The organism is Lacinutrix sp. MEBiC02404 (assembly GCF_053601575.1).
Genome location: NZ_JBSHNV010000220.1, coordinates 55,177 through 73,049, shown reverse-complemented (window position 1 = coordinate 73,049; position 17,873 = coordinate 55,177). Strand labels below are relative to the sequence as shown.

9 protein-coding genes are annotated in these 17,873 nt (G+C 34.1%); 7 read left to right on the top strand and 2 right to left on the bottom strand.

The window, feature by feature from the left end:
• The first annotated feature begins 144 nt into the window (after positions 1-144).
• The 7 genes from ACVCXO_RS14770 (at position 145) to ACVCXO_RS14740 (ending at position 16,348) form a co-directional block, all read left to right on the top strand.
• Positions 145-7,155, top strand: coding sequence for a GEVED domain-containing protein (locus ACVCXO_RS14770; protein ID WP_452230361.1), 7,011 nt, complete (start codon positions 145-147; stop codon positions 7,153-7,155).
• A 21-nt stretch (positions 7,156-7,176) separates the two neighbouring features.
• Positions 7,177-10,098 carry a PQQ-dependent sugar dehydrogenase gene (locus tag ACVCXO_RS14765; protein WP_452230360.1) on the top strand — a complete coding sequence of 974 codons (2,922 nt, stop codon included), beginning with the start codon at positions 7,177-7,179 and terminating at the stop codon, positions 10,096-10,098.
• 117 nt (positions 10,099-10,215) lie between these two features.
• Entirely contained in the window at positions 10,216-13,620 is a 3,405-nt protein-coding gene (ileS, locus tag ACVCXO_RS14760; RefSeq protein WP_452230359.1) for an isoleucine--tRNA ligase, read from the top strand.
• A gap of 4 nt (positions 13,621-13,624) precedes the next feature.
• Positions 13,625-14,005, top strand: a complete 381-nt coding sequence (locus ACVCXO_RS14755) for a TraR/DksA family transcriptional regulator (RefSeq protein WP_452230358.1) — start codon at positions 13,625-13,627, stop codon at positions 14,003-14,005.
• Positions 14,006-14,148: 143 nt separating this feature from the next.
• The gene (locus ACVCXO_RS14750; RefSeq protein WP_452230357.1) at positions 14,149-14,769 is read left to right on the top strand and encodes a hypothetical protein; all 621 of its coding nucleotides are present in this window, start codon (positions 14,149-14,151) and stop codon (positions 14,767-14,769) included.
• A 113-nt stretch (positions 14,770-14,882) separates the two neighbouring features.
• On the top strand, positions 14,883-15,509 hold the full coding sequence (locus ACVCXO_RS14745) for a lipoprotein signal peptidase (RefSeq protein ID WP_452231160.1): 627 nt from the start codon (positions 14,883-14,885) through the stop codon (positions 15,507-15,509).
• A gap of 23 nt (positions 15,510-15,532) precedes the next feature.
• Entirely contained in the window at positions 15,533-16,348 is an 816-nt protein-coding gene (locus tag ACVCXO_RS14740) for a M23 family metallopeptidase (protein WP_452230356.1), read from the top strand.
• On the opposite strand, the gene ACVCXO_RS14735 is transcribed toward ACVCXO_RS14740, so the two are convergent.
• Together ACVCXO_RS14735 and ACVCXO_RS14730 are read right to left on the bottom strand one after the other, a co-directional pair.
• A complete protein-coding gene (locus ACVCXO_RS14735) occupies positions 16,345-16,908 on the bottom strand; it encodes a 5-formyltetrahydrofolate cyclo-ligase (protein WP_452230355.1) in 564 nt (187 codons plus the stop codon). The genes ACVCXO_RS14740 and ACVCXO_RS14735 overlap by 4 nt on opposite strands.
• Positions 16,905-17,873 carry a succinylglutamate desuccinylase/aspartoacylase family protein gene (locus tag ACVCXO_RS14730; RefSeq protein ID WP_452230354.1) on the bottom strand — a complete coding sequence of 323 codons (969 nt, stop codon included), beginning with the start codon at positions 17,871-17,873 and terminating at the stop codon, positions 16,905-16,907. Before ACVCXO_RS14730 ends, ACVCXO_RS14735 begins: the two co-directional genes overlap by 4 nt.

Below are 17,873 nucleotides of genomic sequence, written 5' to 3'. Positions count from 1 at the left end.
TTTGTGTATTTCAGTATTGTTTTTGTGCTTTTTATCGATAATCGACATTTATTAATGTTATATTTTTCAACTACCTTTGCAGCTTAAATGCATCTTGCGTGTTTTTTTGCGTTTAAATAGATTATACCCAAATCGCATATAGTTATGAAAAATTTTACTCCTTCTTTAGTTCACCCATTATGTGAGCGTTCTACTTTACCTACTAAAGGGAATCGCATTTCTTTTGCTAAACTAGTATTTTCCATACTATTTCTACTTAATACGGTTGTGGCTTCGGCGCAGTGTGGTTATGATATAACAAATCCAGGAGGTAATGACCTTGTAGATTGGAATGGGCATTATATTTCTAATGTAACTATAGCAGGAGATAATGTGGCAACAGGAATTAATAACGATAATACCAATACTAGATATTCCGATTTTACAAGCATGTCTGCAGATGCTACTGCAGGTAGTACCTATACTTTTTCTATAACTAAAAATAATAATCAAGGTCTAACTTGGGGGAATACTCAAATAAGAATTTGGATCGATTATAATAATGATGAAAATTACACCCAAGTATTCACTCAGACTTATAACTCAAATAATAGTGCTGTACAAAATATAACAGGTAGCTTTACTATAGCAAATACGGTAACATCAACATCTTCTAAATTAAGAATACAAGCCGCTTTTTGTGCTTCTTGTAGCGGTAATGGAGCTATTTTATCTGCAGATGGTTGTGATTTTACAGGTACATACAGAGGTGATGTTGAAGACTATACTTTAAATTTTGCACCACCATCTGCAACACCAGTAACTGAAGATGATACCTTAACGGTAGAAGAAAACAGTACTGCAGGTGCAAGTAATCAAGTAGATGTATCTACAAACGATTATATAGGAACCATAGGTGGGGATGCAGATGATTATAGTTTAGTGTCTAATGGTGTAAATGGTGGCGTAACCGAAATAAGCGATGGTGTTTTTCAATATATACCAAATGCTGGTTTTTTTGGTACCGATAGCTTTACTTATGAGTTATGTAATTTTTCTACCATTGTAACTTGCGAAACGGCAACGGTTAATGTTACTGTAAATGAAGAAAATCCTGTTGTGTATTGCACGCCTGATGCGAATCATTTACAAAATAATAATAGATACTATATTTCTAATGTAGATTTTGCAGGAATTAGTTATCCAACAACAGGAACTGAAGGACAATACCAAGACTATACAAGCCAAACAGGAAATGTTACAGCTGGATCAACAGTTGCTGGTAATATAACCGTAACACTTCCTACTTATAATGTAAATAATAGAAGGTTACTTATTTGGATAGATTTTAACCATAACGGTGTTTTAGATGATGCAGGAGAAGAGTTTGAGTATAATATTTCAGGATCAAATACTGTAGTTATTCCTATTAGTATTGTTGTGCCTACAGCATCTTATTTTGGTAATACTAGAATGCGAATTGGTGTTAGTAGTGGTACTAATTCTACTCCTTGTTATGCAAATTATGTTTCAGGAGAATACGAAGATTACACCGTGAATATTTCACCAGCTTCTGCGCCACCAGTGGCAAACTGTCAAGATATAACGGTAACTTTAGATAGTGATGGAAATGCTAGCATAGTAGCTGGAGATATTGATAACACTACTACGCCTTCTTCAGACGATGGAGGAACTCCAAGCTTAGCTATAGATATAGATACTTTCGATTGTACTAATTTAGGTGCTAATACGGTAACTTTAACCGTAACCGATGATGAAGGACAAACAGCGACTTGTACTTCTACGGTTACTGTAGAAGCATTTACAGGTGCTTTAGTAGCACCAACCTTACCAACTATAAATGCAGCTTGTACGTATACTGTACCAACACCTGCAGATATATCTTATAGTTGTGTTACTATTACACCAACCACAACAGATAATACTACTTTAACAAGTAGTGGTACTATTACTTGGTTATATGATGATGGTAACGGAAATACAGATACTGCAACACAAACGGTAAACATAACTTCTGTAGCACCAACCAATATTGTGGTTTCTGCAATTACACAAACAGAAGCAACTGTTTCTTGGGATGATGCTTTAGGTAATGAAACCTACTCTATAAGATATAGAGCGGTTGGAGATACTGTATGGACTACCGTTGCTGTAGCAACAAACACGTATACGATTACAGGTTTAACTAGTTTTACAGATTACGAAGTACAAGTAGCAAGCGTTTGTGGTGCTGTTGTTTCAGCATATGCTGCAAGTACTACTTTTAATACATTATATGTAAATAGTGCTTGTGTGCCTAATGCTACTAATGCAAACGCAAATTATTATATTTCTAATGTGTCTTTACCAGGTGAAAATGCTCCAGGAATAAATAATGCTTCTTTTTATGATAATGGGTATGCAGATTATACAGCAACGCCAAGTGCAGACGTAATAAGAGGAAGTACATATCCAATAGAAATTGAAGTGTCTGCTGCTGCTGCTAGTGAAAATAGATCTGGTTGGACGGTGTATGTCGATTTAAATGGAGATGGTCAAATTTCAATAGCAGAACAAGTTTCTACTATTGATGGGGAAGACAATAGTTTATCTAATACAGACAATACCTTTAATGGTAATATAACCATTCCTGGAACAGCTGTTATTGGTAGTGTATTAATGCGTGTTGGTGTAAGAAGGTATCATGATTCCGATAACCCTTGTGGTAATACAAACTTTCAACGTGAAGAATTTGAAGACTATATAATAAACATAGAAAATGACGCTACCGCACAAGAAATTGAAGTTTCTGGTAATGGTATAAATATTCTTTCAGGTAGTACAGTTACAGATACAAATAACTATACCTATTTTGGTATTTATGATATCAATTCTGGTGCAACTACTAGATCTTTTCTTATAGAAAATTCAGGTATTGCAGATTTAGTATTACAAGCGCCTTATGTTACTGTGGCAGGATCTGCTGCATTTACTGTAGGGACACAGCCTGCATTAACCACTTTAATGCCAGGGGAATCTACCATATTTACTATTGCTTTCGATCCAGATATGATAGGAAGCTATTCTGGAGTTGTTTCTATCTTGTCTAATGATGTAGACGAAAATCCATTTACTTTTACAGTAGAAGGAGAAGGAGCACAAACCTTCCCAGATACCGATGGTGATGGCGTGCCAGATAATATAGATATAGATGATGATAATGATGGATTAACAGATAGCGAAGAGTCTATTACTTGTGCGAGTTACCCTAATGCTTCTACTACAGATTTAGTGTTTTTAAATGAAAACTTTGGTGCAGGTACCAACCGTATTCAAATTAATGGAAATTACGCAGGAGCAACCACAACATATTGTTATGAAGATGGTTCAGGATCTTTATGTCCTTCAGAATTTAATTCTACAAGTGTAAACGATGGAGATTATACCGTACACCATACCATTACCAATAATGATGGTAATGTAGACGGTATTGATACCGATATTTCTAATTGGGCAAATGAATTTTGGTATGATGGATTAGATCATACTCCAGGAGATACTAACGGTAGAATGGCAATTTTTAATGCCAGTTATGATCCAGGCGTTTTTTATAGCCAAGATATAACAGGTATTACGCCTGGTGTGCCAATTCAGTTTGGTTTTTATGCTATAAATATTGACCGTACAGATGCACCAGGAATTGGTGGTAGAAAAAAACCTGAGGTTATTATTACTATTTATGATGATTTAAGAAATGTATTAGCTTCAGAATCATCTAACTTAATTCCAGCAACAAGTTCTGTTGGAGATTGGATAGAGGTTTCGGCAAGTTTTATAAGTACGGTATCACAAATTACAGTAGAGTTAACGAATGCGCAAGATGGAGGTGCAGGAAACGATTTAGCTATTGATGATATTTTTGTAAAACAAACACTTTGTGATTTAGATGGAGATGGTGTTGCAGATGTTATTGATTTAGATAACGATAATGACGGGATACCCAATGTCGTAGAATTAGGGTATGTAGATAATAATTATGATGCTACAGTGTATAATGATACAGATAATCCTTGGGTAGATCTAAATGGTAATGGTATGCATGATGCTTATGAAGGTTTAACTGCTTTAGATTCCGATGGAGATGGCGTTCCTAATCATATTGATTTAGATAGTGATAATGATGGTATTTTTGATAATGTAGAATATAATGGTTTAGGAGATATAGATATTAGCGGAGATGGTGTAGCTGAAGGTTTTGATTATCAGGACGCATCAATAGGTAATACAACAGATGATCCAGATGGAGATGGTATTTTACCTTCTATTGATGATAATGATGATGATACCGATGGCGTTTTTGATACCGATCATGGTACTTTTAGTTATAATGACCCTCTAGATAGTGATGGTGATGGTATCCCAGATTATTTAGATATAGATAGTAATGATGCGACTAATAATCCTGCCAATGGTACCGATATTAGTGGTACTATTTATGCCGGCCTTGATGCCGATGGTGATGGTGTTATTGATGGGAATACAGATGATGATAAAGATGGTTTATTAAATACTTTTGATACCGATGATGTAAACTTTGGTTCGCCTAGAGATTTAGATGATTCGTATAGCCTTTTCTTTGATGGTCGTAATGATTATGTAGAAGATGTAAATGTGATTTCTAGCGGAAAAGCAACTATAATGGCTTGGATAAAATCAGAAGGAGATAATACCTTAAATACAGATCGAGTAATTGCAGGTCAAGATAAGTTTTACATTGTGGTTAATGATGCAGATAATAGCGTATCCATAATGTTAAATGGTACTGCTGTTATTACTTCTACAGATGTGGTTGTAGATGCAATATGGACACATGTTGCCGCTACTACAGATTATACAGAAACGGTACTTTATATTAATGGAGAAGCACAACCAGGTAACGCTTCAGTTAACGGTGTTCCTTATGATATTACATCTAAAGTTACTATTGGTAGACTTCCAGATACAGATGCAAACTACTTTCATGGTGAAATAGATGAGGTAAGATTATTTAATATTGCCTTAACGGAAGAAGAAGTACAAAGAACCGTATACCAAGAGCTAGAAGAAAATGAAAGCTTCAACCAAGGAAAAATAGTACCTAAAGATATATCTACAACAGATATTGGTAATAATCTATTGCGTTACTATAAAATGGATGGCTATAAAGATGATATAACCGATAATAAAGTAACGCCTACAATAGATCAATCTACTGGCGCTAAGCTATATAATATTAAGAAAATTTATTTTCAAACAGCACCATTGCCTTACAAAACAATCCGAGATGGAGAATGGACAACCGTAGCAAATTGGCAACATGGAAACGTTTGGGATATTACAGATGTTGAAAATAATAAAGATTGGAGTATTGTTCAATTACATAATAATATTTCAACAACAGCATCACATGCAAATGTCGGATTATTTATAGATAGCAATAAGACTTTTACAATTAATGGCGATAATGAAGTAAACAATAGTTGGTACTTTCAATTAGATGGAACTTTAGATTTAAAAAGTGATTCTCAGTTAATACAAAAATCAAATAGTGATTTAGTAACATCGGCAACAGGGAAAATATTGAGACGTCAAGAAGGAACGTCAGATTATTATTGGTATAACTATTGGGGTTCGCCAGTAGGAGAAACGGGAGTTACTACTTTAAGTGATAATAATACCTCTAGTAATAATACAAATAATACGCCTTTTAAAATCAACATGTTAAAAGATGGAGATGGCAATGGCCTAAGTTTTACAAATGCGAATAACCAAATAGGGACTTTAAGTACACGTTGGATGTATACTTATAAGAACGGAGTTACCTATTATGATTATGAAAGCCTAAGTACAACAACAGCTATAAATTCTGGTGTAGGTTATATTCATAAAGGAACAGGAGAAGGAGCAGGAGAAGGAGCAGAACAAGAATATATTTTTGAAGGTAAACCAAACAATGGAACCATAAAAGTAAGCGTGTCTGATGTAGGAGGTGGAGGATCTGTGGCAGGGGAATCCAAAACAGAATATATTTTAGGTAATCCGTATCCATCGGCATTAGATGTTCGGCAATTCATAGACGATAATCAATCGGTATTACAAGGAGATATTCATTTATGGCAACAATGGGCAGGAACATCACATACTACCACAGAATATGAAGGAGGTTATGCAACAGTTAATAAAACAGGAAGTGTTCTGGCATACCAATTTGAAGGCGGTATAGGTGGAAATAATGGCTCCCTAGATGGTACGAAAAGACCTACTTGGTACTTGCCAATCGGGCAAGGTTTTGTAGTAGAAATAACAAGTGATGGTTCTGTAGAGTTTAATAATAATCAACGTATATTTATTAAAGAAACAGATGCAGATGGAACTGTAGAAAATGGTTCTGTGTTTTTTAGAGAAGCAACGCAGGATCGTTCTGATGATTCAGAAAGGGAAGAAGATATCATGCGAAAAATACGATTAGAGTTTAATGCATTAGACGGTCAAGCAACACGAAGAGAATTGTTATTAGGGTTTAGTGATTTTACAACAGACGCATATGATTATGGATATGAATCTAAAAATACGGACGAAAATCATGATGATTTAAGTCTGTTGTTAGAGGATGAGTATATGACAATACAAGCATACGCAGCAATTTCTAATGATAAAGTAGTGCCGTTAGCATTAAAAACATCAGGAAGTAATAGCTATAGTATTAAGTTAACAGAGGTAATTAATATAGCTGATGAACAAGAGGTTTATTTAAAAGATAACCTTAGAGATGTGTACTTTGATTTACGAGAAGAGGCAGCATATACATTCTTATCCGAAGCTGGACAATTTGATGAAAGATTTGAAATCGTTTTCGAAGGTGCAAGATTAAGTACAGAGGAAGTAACAGCAAATAATGATGCAATAATTTACTTTAATTCAAATCAGAATTTACTTTATGCAAAACAACTTAAAGAAGATGTTGCATCATTAGTTGTGCATAATGTTTTAGGTCAAAATGTATATACTAAAGAAAATGTAAAAACTTCAGACTTAGAGAATGGTGTTTCTCTTGAAAACACAAGTACTGGAGTATATTTAGTTACTATGAAAATGAAGAGTAATTTAACTGTAACTAAAAAAATAATAATTCAATAAATCTCATAATTTATATTTTAAATGAAAAAAACTTTACTTTTTCTAATGATGTTGTGCGCTTCCTTTATTTATGCACAAGGACCAATGATGCCGCTTTCGTCTTCGGTAACTAGTGGCTCCGATTGGACAACTACAAACTTAACAGCAGATCTGGCTTTTAACTTTCCTTGGGAAATAACATATGCGCCAGATGGAAACTTATGGTTAACAGAGCGCGTAGGAGAAAAAATCGTTAGAATAAGTACTTCAGGTGGACCAATTACTACCATGCTAGATTTAAGTAGTAAAATAGAGTATTCTAAGCAAGGTGGATTAATGGGGATGGCTGTTCATCCAGCTTTATATTCCAATCCTGCTGCAACTTCTAATAATTATGTCTATGTAGCATATACCTATGCAGATAATGGTTTAAAATTAAGAATCGCGAGGTTAGTTTATGATGTTAGTTCAGGTACTTTATCTGAAGATATTAATCTAAATGCAAACGGATCTATTTTAGAAGGGCTTCCTGCAAGTGCAGATCATAATTCAGGACGTTTAATATTCGGTCCAGATTCAAAATTATATTATACTATTGGAGATCAAGGAGCAAATCAATTTGATTATTCTTGTAATCCTAATTTAGCGCAGGTGTTACCAACATCTCCAACAGATTATGATAATTATCCAGGGAAAACATTACGAATTAATTTAGATGGTTCTATTCCTTCCGATAACCCGGTTTTAAATGGTGTACAAAGTCATGTCAATACGTATGGTCATAGAAATGCACAAGGAATTATATTTTCTCAAGATGGAACATTATATGCTTCCGAACATGGTGCAAAAGTCGATGATGAAATAAATGTTATTAAAACTGGTAAAAATTATGGTTGGCCAGAAATTGCAGGATACTATGATAATATGGCGTATAGCTATTGTAACTGGTCTTCTTTAGGTGTGGATTGTAACGCAGGAGATTTTAGTGATCATAATTGTCCAGCAGGAGCAGATACAGCAACAGAATATGAGTCTTATCCTACTGCAGGAGATGTACCTACTAATTTTCAACCGCCAATAGGTACTTATGGTGGTACGGTAGCAACAGATCCTCCAGGAGGTTGGTTCACATGGCCAAGTGTAGCACCTTCAAGTATCGATATACATGAAGCTGGAAATATTCCAGGTTGGGGACGTTCGTTATTAGTGCCAACTTTAAAAAAAGGAACTATTTATAGAGCTAAATTATCTCCAGATGGAAATGATGTGGTAGGCGATGATGACCAAGGTTCTATTGATGGTTATGAAGAATTTCACTCTTCCAATGATAGATATAGAGATATTGCAATTTCGCCAGACGGATTAACTATTTATGCCGTTACAGATAATAGCGGAGGAACTTCTGGTCCATCTTCTGGTTCTGGTGTTTCTATCGAAAATGGTGGAACCATCGTTAAAATTCAGTATGTTGGCTTATTAGTTTCTAATCCACCAGTAGCTAATTGTCAAGACATAACAGTGACTTTAGATCCAGACGGAAACGCAACAATAATGGCTAGTCAGATAGATAATGGTTCCACAGGAGGAGCTGCGGGAATAAATTCTGTGGTTATAGATAAAGATACTTTTAATTGTACACATGTTGGTGCTTCTCAAACCGTTTGGTTAACAGTTACAGATAATGACGGTAATGAAAGTAGATGTTCATCTACAGTAACCATTAATCCTAATCCATCGCCTTCACCATTTGTGGCACCAACACTAGATAATATAATAAGTAATTGTGAAGTTACAGTGCCAACACCAACTTTAATAAATAATGGGTGTGTCGAAGTAACAGCGACAACATCAGACAATACTACATTTGCCGCAGGTCAAAGCGGAACAATTACATGGCTTTTTGATGATGGTGTAAATTCAGATTCAACGACACAAAGTGTAATGGTTAATGCATTGCCAGTACCAGCTAATGTTTCTGTAACTCCTGGATCCACTTCAGCAGATGTATCTTGGGATAATATAGACGATGTAACATTCCATATTAGATACCGTGAAGAATTTGGTGCTTGGACAACCGTTAATTCAGCAATTAATGCAACTACAATAACAGGTTTAACATTGTCTACTAATTATGAATTAGAAGTTCGTAGCGATTGTGGTTCCTCACAATCTGCTTATAGTAATACCGTATTGTTTACTACTTCAACTGTTACTTATTGTGATGCTTATGGAAAGAACATCGGACAAATAAGTAATGTGCAAATGAATGGAGAAATGGGGACGTTTATAAGTAATGCTTCCTCTTCTAATGAAGGCTATACCGATTTCACTGGGGTTTCTCCAATAAGTATGAATGCTGGTAGTGGTTATTCTTTAACCATTTCTACAAGCTACACCAATCAAATAGGAATAGCAGTTTGGATAGATTTTAATCAAGATGGAGATTTTGAAGATGCAAACGAAAAAGTTTGGGAACATGCTTCTAATAATTTATATGGTAGTAGTCCAAACAGTAAAACAATAGCTGTTCCTGCAAGTGCTTTTCCAGGAAATACTAGAATGCGTATTGCATCTAGACAATATTGGATACCTAGTGGTGATGGAGGTCATGAATCTTGTGGTCTAATTCTTAATAATGATAATAATAGTCAAGTGGAAGACTACACCGTAAACATTATTAATAATACACTTTCAACTTCAAATAGTACTTTAACTAATATTTCTGTATATCCAAATCCTTTAAAAGATAATGTGGTTGTTAGTTTACCTTCTGGTTTTAATTATCAAGAATTAACAGTATTGTTATTCGATTTGCAAGGTAGAGTTATTCGTAGTGAAACCGTAACTAATTCCCAAAGTGAAATACATTTCACAGGGTTAGGAGAATTAAGTAATGGTGTTTATTTTATGCGTATTACAGAAGGAACTAAAACTTTAATTTCAAAGAAGCTTATAAAAATATAAGTACTTTAAAATACGAAACAAAAAGCCTCTGAAATTTTCAGAGGCTTTTATTTTTTATAAACTTAACAAATTCGCCGAAATTCATTAATTTCGCAACTCTTAAAAGTAAACGATATAATGAGCACTACATTTCCTGAGTATAAAGGCCTTGACTTACCAAAAGTTGCAGATGAAATCTTAAACTATTGGCAAGAAAATAACATCTTCGAAAAAAGTGTAACTACTAGAGAAGGTGCAGAACCTTATGTGTTTTTTGAAGGACCTCCTTCAGCAAATGGATTACCTGGAGTGCACCACGTACTTGCTCGTTCTATTAAAGATATTTTTCCGCGTTACAAAACCATGAAAGGTTTTCAAGTAAAGCGTAAAGCAGGTTGGGATACACATGGTTTACCAATAGAACTTGGCGTAGAAAAAGAACTAGGAATTACTAAAGAAGATATTGGTAAAACTATTTCTGTAGAAGATTATAATGCAGCATGTAGAAAAGCAGTAATGCGTTATACCGATATTTGGCACGACCTTACCAATAAAATGGGGTATTGGGTAAATATGGACGATCCATATATTACCTATGAACCTAAATACATGGAAACGGTTTGGTGGCTGCTTAAAGAGATTTATTCTAAAAATTTGATGTATAAAGGCTATACTATTCAGCCATATTCACCAAAAGCAGGAACAGGACTTAGCTCGCATGAGGTAAACCAACCTGGAGCATATCAAGATGTAACAGATACAACCATTGTTGCACAGTTTAAAGCATTAGAAGAAACATTGCCAGACTTTTTACAAAACGAAGGCGATATTTATTTCATGGCTTGGACTACAACACCATGGACATTACCAAGTAATACCGCATTAACTGTTGGTCCGAAAATAGATTATGTTTTAGTAGAAACGTACAATCAGTATACCTTTGAGCCAATTAATGTAGTTTTAGCAAAAGCTTTGGTTAATAAACAGTTTGATGGAAAGTTTAAACGCATTGAAACGAAGCAAGAATTATTAGACTATACATCTGGAGACAAAAAAATACCATATTTTGTAGTAAAAGAGTTTGTAGGGAAGGATTTAGTTGGCATTAAATACGAACAATTATTACCGTATGCTTTACCAAATGATAATCCGCAAGATGCCTTTAGAATTATTGCTGGAGATTTTGTTACTACCGAAGACGGAACAGGAATCGTACACACAGCACCAACTTTTGGAGCTGATGATGCATTAGTTGCTAAGCAAGCAACTCCAGAAATTCCACCACTATTAGTAAAAGATGAAAATGACAACTTAGTACCACTGGTAGATTTACAAGGTCGTTTTAGACCAGAAATGAAAGAGTTTGGTGGTAAGTATGTGAAAAATGAATATTATAACGATGGCGAAGCTCCAAAACGTTCTATAGATGTCGAGTTAGCGATTAAGTTAAAAGAAGAAAATAGAGCTTTTAAAGTCGAAAAATATAAGCATAGCTATCCACATTGTTGGCGTACAGATAAACCAATTCTATATTACCCGTTAGATTCTTGGTTTATTAAAATTACTGATGTAAAAGGAAGAATGCATGAGTTAAATACTACCATTAACTGGAAACCAAAATCTACTGGAGAAGGACGTTTTGGAAACTGGATTGCAAATGCAAACGATTGGAATTTATCCCGTTCTCGTTATTGGGGAATTCCATTGCCAATCTGGAGAACAGAAGATGGTAAAGAGGAAATATGTGTAGGTTCTGTTGGTGAGCTTAAAGCGGAAATGGCAAAAGCAGTTACCGCAGGCGTTTTAGCAAAAGATATTTACGAAGATTTTGAAGTTGGAAACAACTCCGAAGAAAACTATGCTAAAATAGATTTACATAAAAATATTGTAGATGAAATTGTACTAGTTTCCCCAAGCGGACAACCTATGCAACGTGAAAGTGATTTAATAGATGTTTGGTTCGATTCTGGTTCTATGCCGTATGCACAATGGCATTACCCTTTTGAAAATAAAGAGAAAATTGATAATAACGAATCCTTTCCTGCAGATTTTATTGCCGAAGGTGTGGATCAAACACGTGGTTGGTTTTATACATTACATGCAATTGCATCGATGGTTTTCGATTCTGTAGCCTATAAAAATGTAGTTTCTAACGGATTGGTTTTAGATAAAAACGGACAAAAAATGTCGAAGCGTCTAGGAAACGCAACAGATCCTTTTGAAACATTATCTACGTACGGAGCAGATGCTACGCGTTGGTATATGATTGCGAATGCAAATCCGTGGGATAATTTAAAGTTTGATGTCGATGGTATTGAAGAGGTGAAACGTAAGTTCTTCGGAACACTTTATAACACCTATTCTTTCTTTACTTTATATACAAATATTGATAAGTTTAGTTATGCGGAAGCCGATATTCCGTTAAACGAAAGACCTGAAATTGATCGTTGGATTCTTTCCGAATTAAACACTTTAATTCAGAAAGTAGACGATTTTTATGCAGAATATGAGCCAACAAAGGCAGCAAGAGCAATTTCAGAATTTACACAAGAATATTTAAGTAACTGGTACGTACGTTTAAGCAGAAGACGTTTCTGGAAAGGCGATTACCAAACCGATAAAATTTCAGCATACCAAACTTTATATACGTGTATGTTAACCATAGCGAAACTTGGCGCGCCAATTGCACCATTTTTTATGGATAAACTTTACCTAGACTTAACAAAAACAACACAAACAGAAACGTTTGAAAGTGTACATTTGGCAGAGTTTCCAAAGAGTGATACCGCTTTTATAGATAAAGCCTTAGAACGTAAAATGGAAGCAGCGCAAACGATATCATCGTTGGTTTTATCGTTACGAGCTAAAGAAAAAATTAAAGTACGTCAGCCATTACAAAAAATTATGATTCCTGTGGATTCAGCGACGCAAAAGGAAGATATTTTAGCAGTAGCAGATTTAATAAAACACGAAGTAAACATTAAAGAGATTGAACTTTTAGAAGATGCTTCCGATATATTAGTAAAACAAATAAAGCCTAATTTTAAAACATTAGGACCGCGTTTTGGTAAGGATATGAAAGCGATTGCAGGAGAAATTCAGAAGTTTACTGCAGTAGATATTAAAAAAATCGAGCAAAATGGTGTTTTAGATGTTGAAGTTAACGGAAAAAGTATTACTTTGGAACTAAGTGATGTAGAGATAACATCGCAAGATATAGAAGGTTGGCTTGTAGCAAATGAAGGTAATTTAACCGTTGCCTTAGATGTTACCATATCGGAAGAATTACGTGAAGAAGGAATTGCTCGTGAGTTAGTAAATAGGATTCAAAACTTACGTAAAGATTCCGGATTTGAAGTTACAGATAGAATAGATGTAAAAATTCAAAAAGACGACCAAATTGTTAAGGCTGTGGAAGCGAATATCGAGTATATTAAAACCGAAACCTTAACCGAAACGTTAGAGATTGTAGAACAAATAGATACTGGTATAGAAATTGCTTTTGACACTATAAATACCAAATTATTTATTACAAAACATTAAAATTATGGCAACAGATATTAACGTAAGATTCCCAGATAAAGATTTAGCAGAATTTAAAGCGCTAATTTTGGAGAAAATACAAAAATCACAACACGATTTAGAGCTTATTAAAAGTGCGTATATGAATAACCATACCAATGGTACAGAAGATACTTCGCCAACATTTAAAGCCTTTGATGAAGGTAGTGCTGTGATGAGTAAAGAGTCCAACTCGCAACTAGCGATTAGACAAGAAAAGTTTATTCGTGATTTAAAGAATGCTTTGATTAGAATAGAAAATAAAACCTATGGTGTTTGTCGTGTAACTAAAAAACTTATTGCTAAAGAACGTTTAAAATTAGTGCCTCATGCTACTTTAAGTATTGAAGCGAAAAACATGCAATAACAAATTCCTGTGAAAACAGGGATCTTATTATAAATAAATAGTAAAACGCTTCAATTTCTTTGAAGCGTTTTTATTTATATAACCTTTTTATCCTTTCAAAATAGCCTGCACAGAGCGTAGTCTAAAGGAAGCATCTTAATATAATGAAAAACAGTGTTTACATATTTCTCTTTTGTTTTACAAACTTACTACAAGCGCAACATATTACAGAAAAATCATTTGCGGCTAATGGCATAGCAAACATTATTGTGGATGGTGAAAATGTGTTTAAAATTGTTGTCGAGGCGAAACCTGTAGATACCATTAGAATACATTCTAGAGTAGAAGGCGAAAATAACGAAGACATTGTTTTAGTTGCTGAAAATAAAAACAGAAATCTGTACATAGCTGCAAAAATACAACCCCTTTTTAAGGATGCAAATGATAAATTAAGTGCACATAAAGTAATTTCAATAGAACTTGTTATTGTGATTCCTGAAAACAAAGAGCTTTTAATTAATTCTAATATTGCTACTGTTATCGTAAAAGGACAATATAAAAATGTAACCTTAAGTCTTTCCAGTGGGAATTGCTTTTTTCAAGAATATAAAGGGGATGCAAAAATATATACCATAGATGGAAATATTGCCTTGCAAACAAACCAAGCAAAACTTAGCATTACCTCAAAAAATGGTGCTATTTCAAAAGAAGAAATAGATGTAGGGAGCCATGAAGTGCTAATTAAAACTATAAATGGGAATGTAACTATAACTAAAAGTCAATAATATTCCTATTTTTGTAGAAACCGTTTCTTATCTAAAATGGTACCTTGAGCGCAATCAAAAGGTCTTTTAATAGGAGTTAACTTAAAAAGATTCCCATTTTCATGGGGAATACTATGAATCTAAAAAAATCGATAATACTTATCATCCTCATTCTGCTAATAGATCAAATTAGTAAAGTGTATATAAAAACACATTTCCTATTAGGAGAAAGTGTGGAAGTTTTTGACTGGTTTAAAATCTATTTTATAGAAAATGACGGAATGGCTTGGGGAACCAAGATTAGCGATTTTGTTTCTTTTATTAACGACAGAACAGGAAAAGTAGCACTTACCCTTTTTAGAATTGTTGCCATTGTAGGTATTGGTTATTGGTTGGTTTCTGCAATTAAAAAACAAAGTCCAAACGTGCTTGTTCTTGCTATTGCTTTAATTTTTGCAGGTGCTTTAGGTAATATTATAGATTCTACTTTTTATAGTTTATTGTTTAGCGATAGTTACCACCAAGTAGCTTCCTTTTTACCAGAAGCAGGAGGTTATGATGGTATATTACATGGTAAAGTAGTAGATATGCTTTATTTTCCATTATGGAAAGGGTACTTGCCAGAATGGCTACCGTTTTATGGTGGAAAGTATTTTACTTTTTTCGAGCCTGTTTTTAATGTGGCCGATATGGCAATAAGCGCAGGGTTTATTATGCTTATTGTGTTTAATAAGAAAGCTTTTTCTAAAGAAGAAGATTAAATAAATACCTCAAATTCTAAAGTATGAAAAAACGAATAAGTTTCATTGTTTTTTTTATTTCATTACATACGTTTTCTCAAATGGACGTAAAAACCCATCTTAAAAACATTGAAAATGGTTATGAGTTTTATGCAGATAATAATGAGGTAGTTCCTGTGTCTATTAAAGTTTCTTTTACATTAAAAAATTTAAAATCATCGGAAGGCAATGATAAAATATTTCTTTTACCAGCAAATACAAAAAATATTAAGCTAACAACACTTTCTACTATTAAAAATGGAAAATATGGTGTTAGTTCTGAAACCTGGTATAATCATGGAGATCATTTTTTAACCGAATACGACAAAGATTATGAGTATAACTTGCCGTTTGAAAAAGGTGGAAGCCATAGTTTGTCTCAAGGTTATAATGGTCATTTTTCGCATCAAAATAAGAATCAATTAGATTTTACTATGCCAATTGGAACTAAAATTCTAGCGGTACGTGATGGTGTTGTTGTAAAAGTGGTAGATAGTAATACTAAAAACTGTAGTACACAAGAATGTGAAAAGTTTAATAACTATATTATCATATATCATAAGGATGGTACTTTTTCTGAATACGCTCACATTAATACAAAAGGGGCAAAAGTTAAAGCTGGAGATATAATTGAACAAGGACAGTTCATTGCCGAAAGTGGTAACATTGGTTGGTCTTCTGGTCCGCACTTACATTTTTCAGTATATCTGCAAAGAATAGATGGAAAAAGAGAATCTGTTAAAACAAAGTTTAAATTAGAGGATGGGTTGAAATCTGGTTACTTGGTGGAAAAAGAAAAGTATACCAGAAATTATAACTAAAACCGATACACCTGCTTTGGTGTAACACAGTAATCTAAGGCGATATCTCCTTCAAAAACATCTGAAATTTTAGCATCTGCCTCAAAAAAGGAAAGTCCGATTTTTATGGTTTCTGGTTTGCAAGAAGCTAAGAATGTATCATAAAAACCTTTTCCATAACCAACTCTATTTCCTTTAGTATCAAAAGCTAAAAGAGGTACAAATACAACTTCCATGCTTTCGGCAGGAATAGGGATTCCATCTACGGGCTCTGGTATGTTGTAGGTGTTCTTTTTAATGATGGTATTATCGGTTAGTAAAAAGTGCTTCAGCAAACCGGTTTTGAAATCGCTTTTAGAAAGTATAATGTTTTTATCTTTTCCAGATAAAATGTTTAAAATATAATCGGTGTTTACTTCGTGTTGTTCTGTAATGCTTAAAAAAATATGGTAAAAAGAAAAGTTCCAAATATCTAGTTGCAATAGTTGATTCGCAATTTCTAAACTGGCATCGTCTAATTGCGCTTCGGTTAGATTTCTGCGTTGTAATCTATAGGCTATTCGTAACTCGGCTTTTGTCATAATAACTCTGTGGATATATGAAACAATGCATCTCCTTGATACACAATTGGTAATTCGTTTACGTTAATGATATACCCTGCATTATCAGCTTTCACAAAGTGGTTAGACTTGCCATATGGATCTGTGATGTTTCCAATAACATCTCCCTTTTTAACCATGCTGTTTATTTCTACGGTTGCTTTAAACATCCCAGAATATTTCGCTCTAATCCATCTGCTTTCGTTAATAAAAACACAGTCTGTTTTAGGTTTAGAAACTTTAAACTTAGCAGAGAGCATTCCTAAACTGTGCAGTACTCTTTTAATACCATTTACACCGTGATTAGTGATGGTTGTATCTATATGAGAAGATTTTCCGCCTTCGAAAAGAAGTATTGGTTTTCCTAATTTCTGACAAGTACTTCTGAAAGATTTATTGATGTTTTTAGAGTATATAATAAAGGGAGCACCAAATTTTTTAGACAGGTCATCTAAGACTTTATCTTCTTTAATGATTCTAATTTGTGGCGCATTAAAACGTCCGGAACCACCCGTATGGAAATCCATTATAAAGTCTACTTCTTGTACAATTTCATGTATCAATTTGTAAGCAACTCTACTTGCTAAAGACCCTTTTAAAGTGCCAGGAAAAACACGATTTAAATCTCTTCCGTCAGGAAAATCTCTAGAAAGATTTATAAACCCAAAAACATTAATAATTGGAATACATATAATAGTTCCTTTTTTAGGAATGTTAATTCCCTTCGCAATAACTTGACGTATAATTTCAACACCATTTACTTCGTCACCATGAATTCCAGCGGTTAGTAAAACCGTTGGCCCTGGCTTTTTTGCACGTGAAATAAGCACGGGAACATCTACAGAGTTGGAAGTGTGTAGTTTTGCAACCTCAAAAGAAAGCTCTTTACTTTCTCCTAGTTTTATACTTTCACCAAGAATGGTAATGGTTTCATTATGGTTTATCAT

Excerpts from the sequence above, each read along its gene's own strand:
- ACVCXO_RS14745 (WP_452231160.1), top strand. The coding sequence starts at position 14,883 with ATGAATCTAAAAAAATCGATAATACTTATCATCCTCATTCTGCTAATA.
- ACVCXO_RS14730 (WP_452230354.1), bottom strand. The coding sequence starts at position 17,873 with ATGATAAACCATAATGAAACCATTACCATTCTTGGTGAAAGTATAAAA.
- ACVCXO_RS14755 (WP_452230358.1), top strand. The coding sequence starts at position 13,625 with ATGGCAACAGATATTAACGTAAGATTCCCAGATAAAGATTTAGCAGAA.
- ACVCXO_RS14735 (WP_452230355.1), bottom strand. The coding sequence starts at position 16,908 with ATGACAAAAGCCGAGTTACGAATAGCCTATAGATTACAACGCAGAAAT.
- ACVCXO_RS14740 (WP_452230356.1), top strand. The coding sequence starts at position 15,533 with ATGAAAAAACGAATAAGTTTCATTGTTTTTTTTATTTCATTACATACG.
- ACVCXO_RS14765 (WP_452230360.1), top strand. The coding sequence starts at position 7,177 with ATGAAAAAAACTTTACTTTTTCTAATGATGTTGTGCGCTTCCTTTATT.
- ACVCXO_RS14750 (WP_452230357.1), top strand. The coding sequence starts at position 14,149 with ATGAAAAACAGTGTTTACATATTTCTCTTTTGTTTTACAAACTTACTA.
- ACVCXO_RS14770 (WP_452230361.1), top strand. The coding sequence starts at position 145 with ATGAAAAATTTTACTCCTTCTTTAGTTCACCCATTATGTGAGCGTTCT.
- ileS (WP_452230359.1), top strand. The coding sequence starts at position 10,216 with ATGAGCACTACATTTCCTGAGTATAAAGGCCTTGACTTACCAAAAGTT.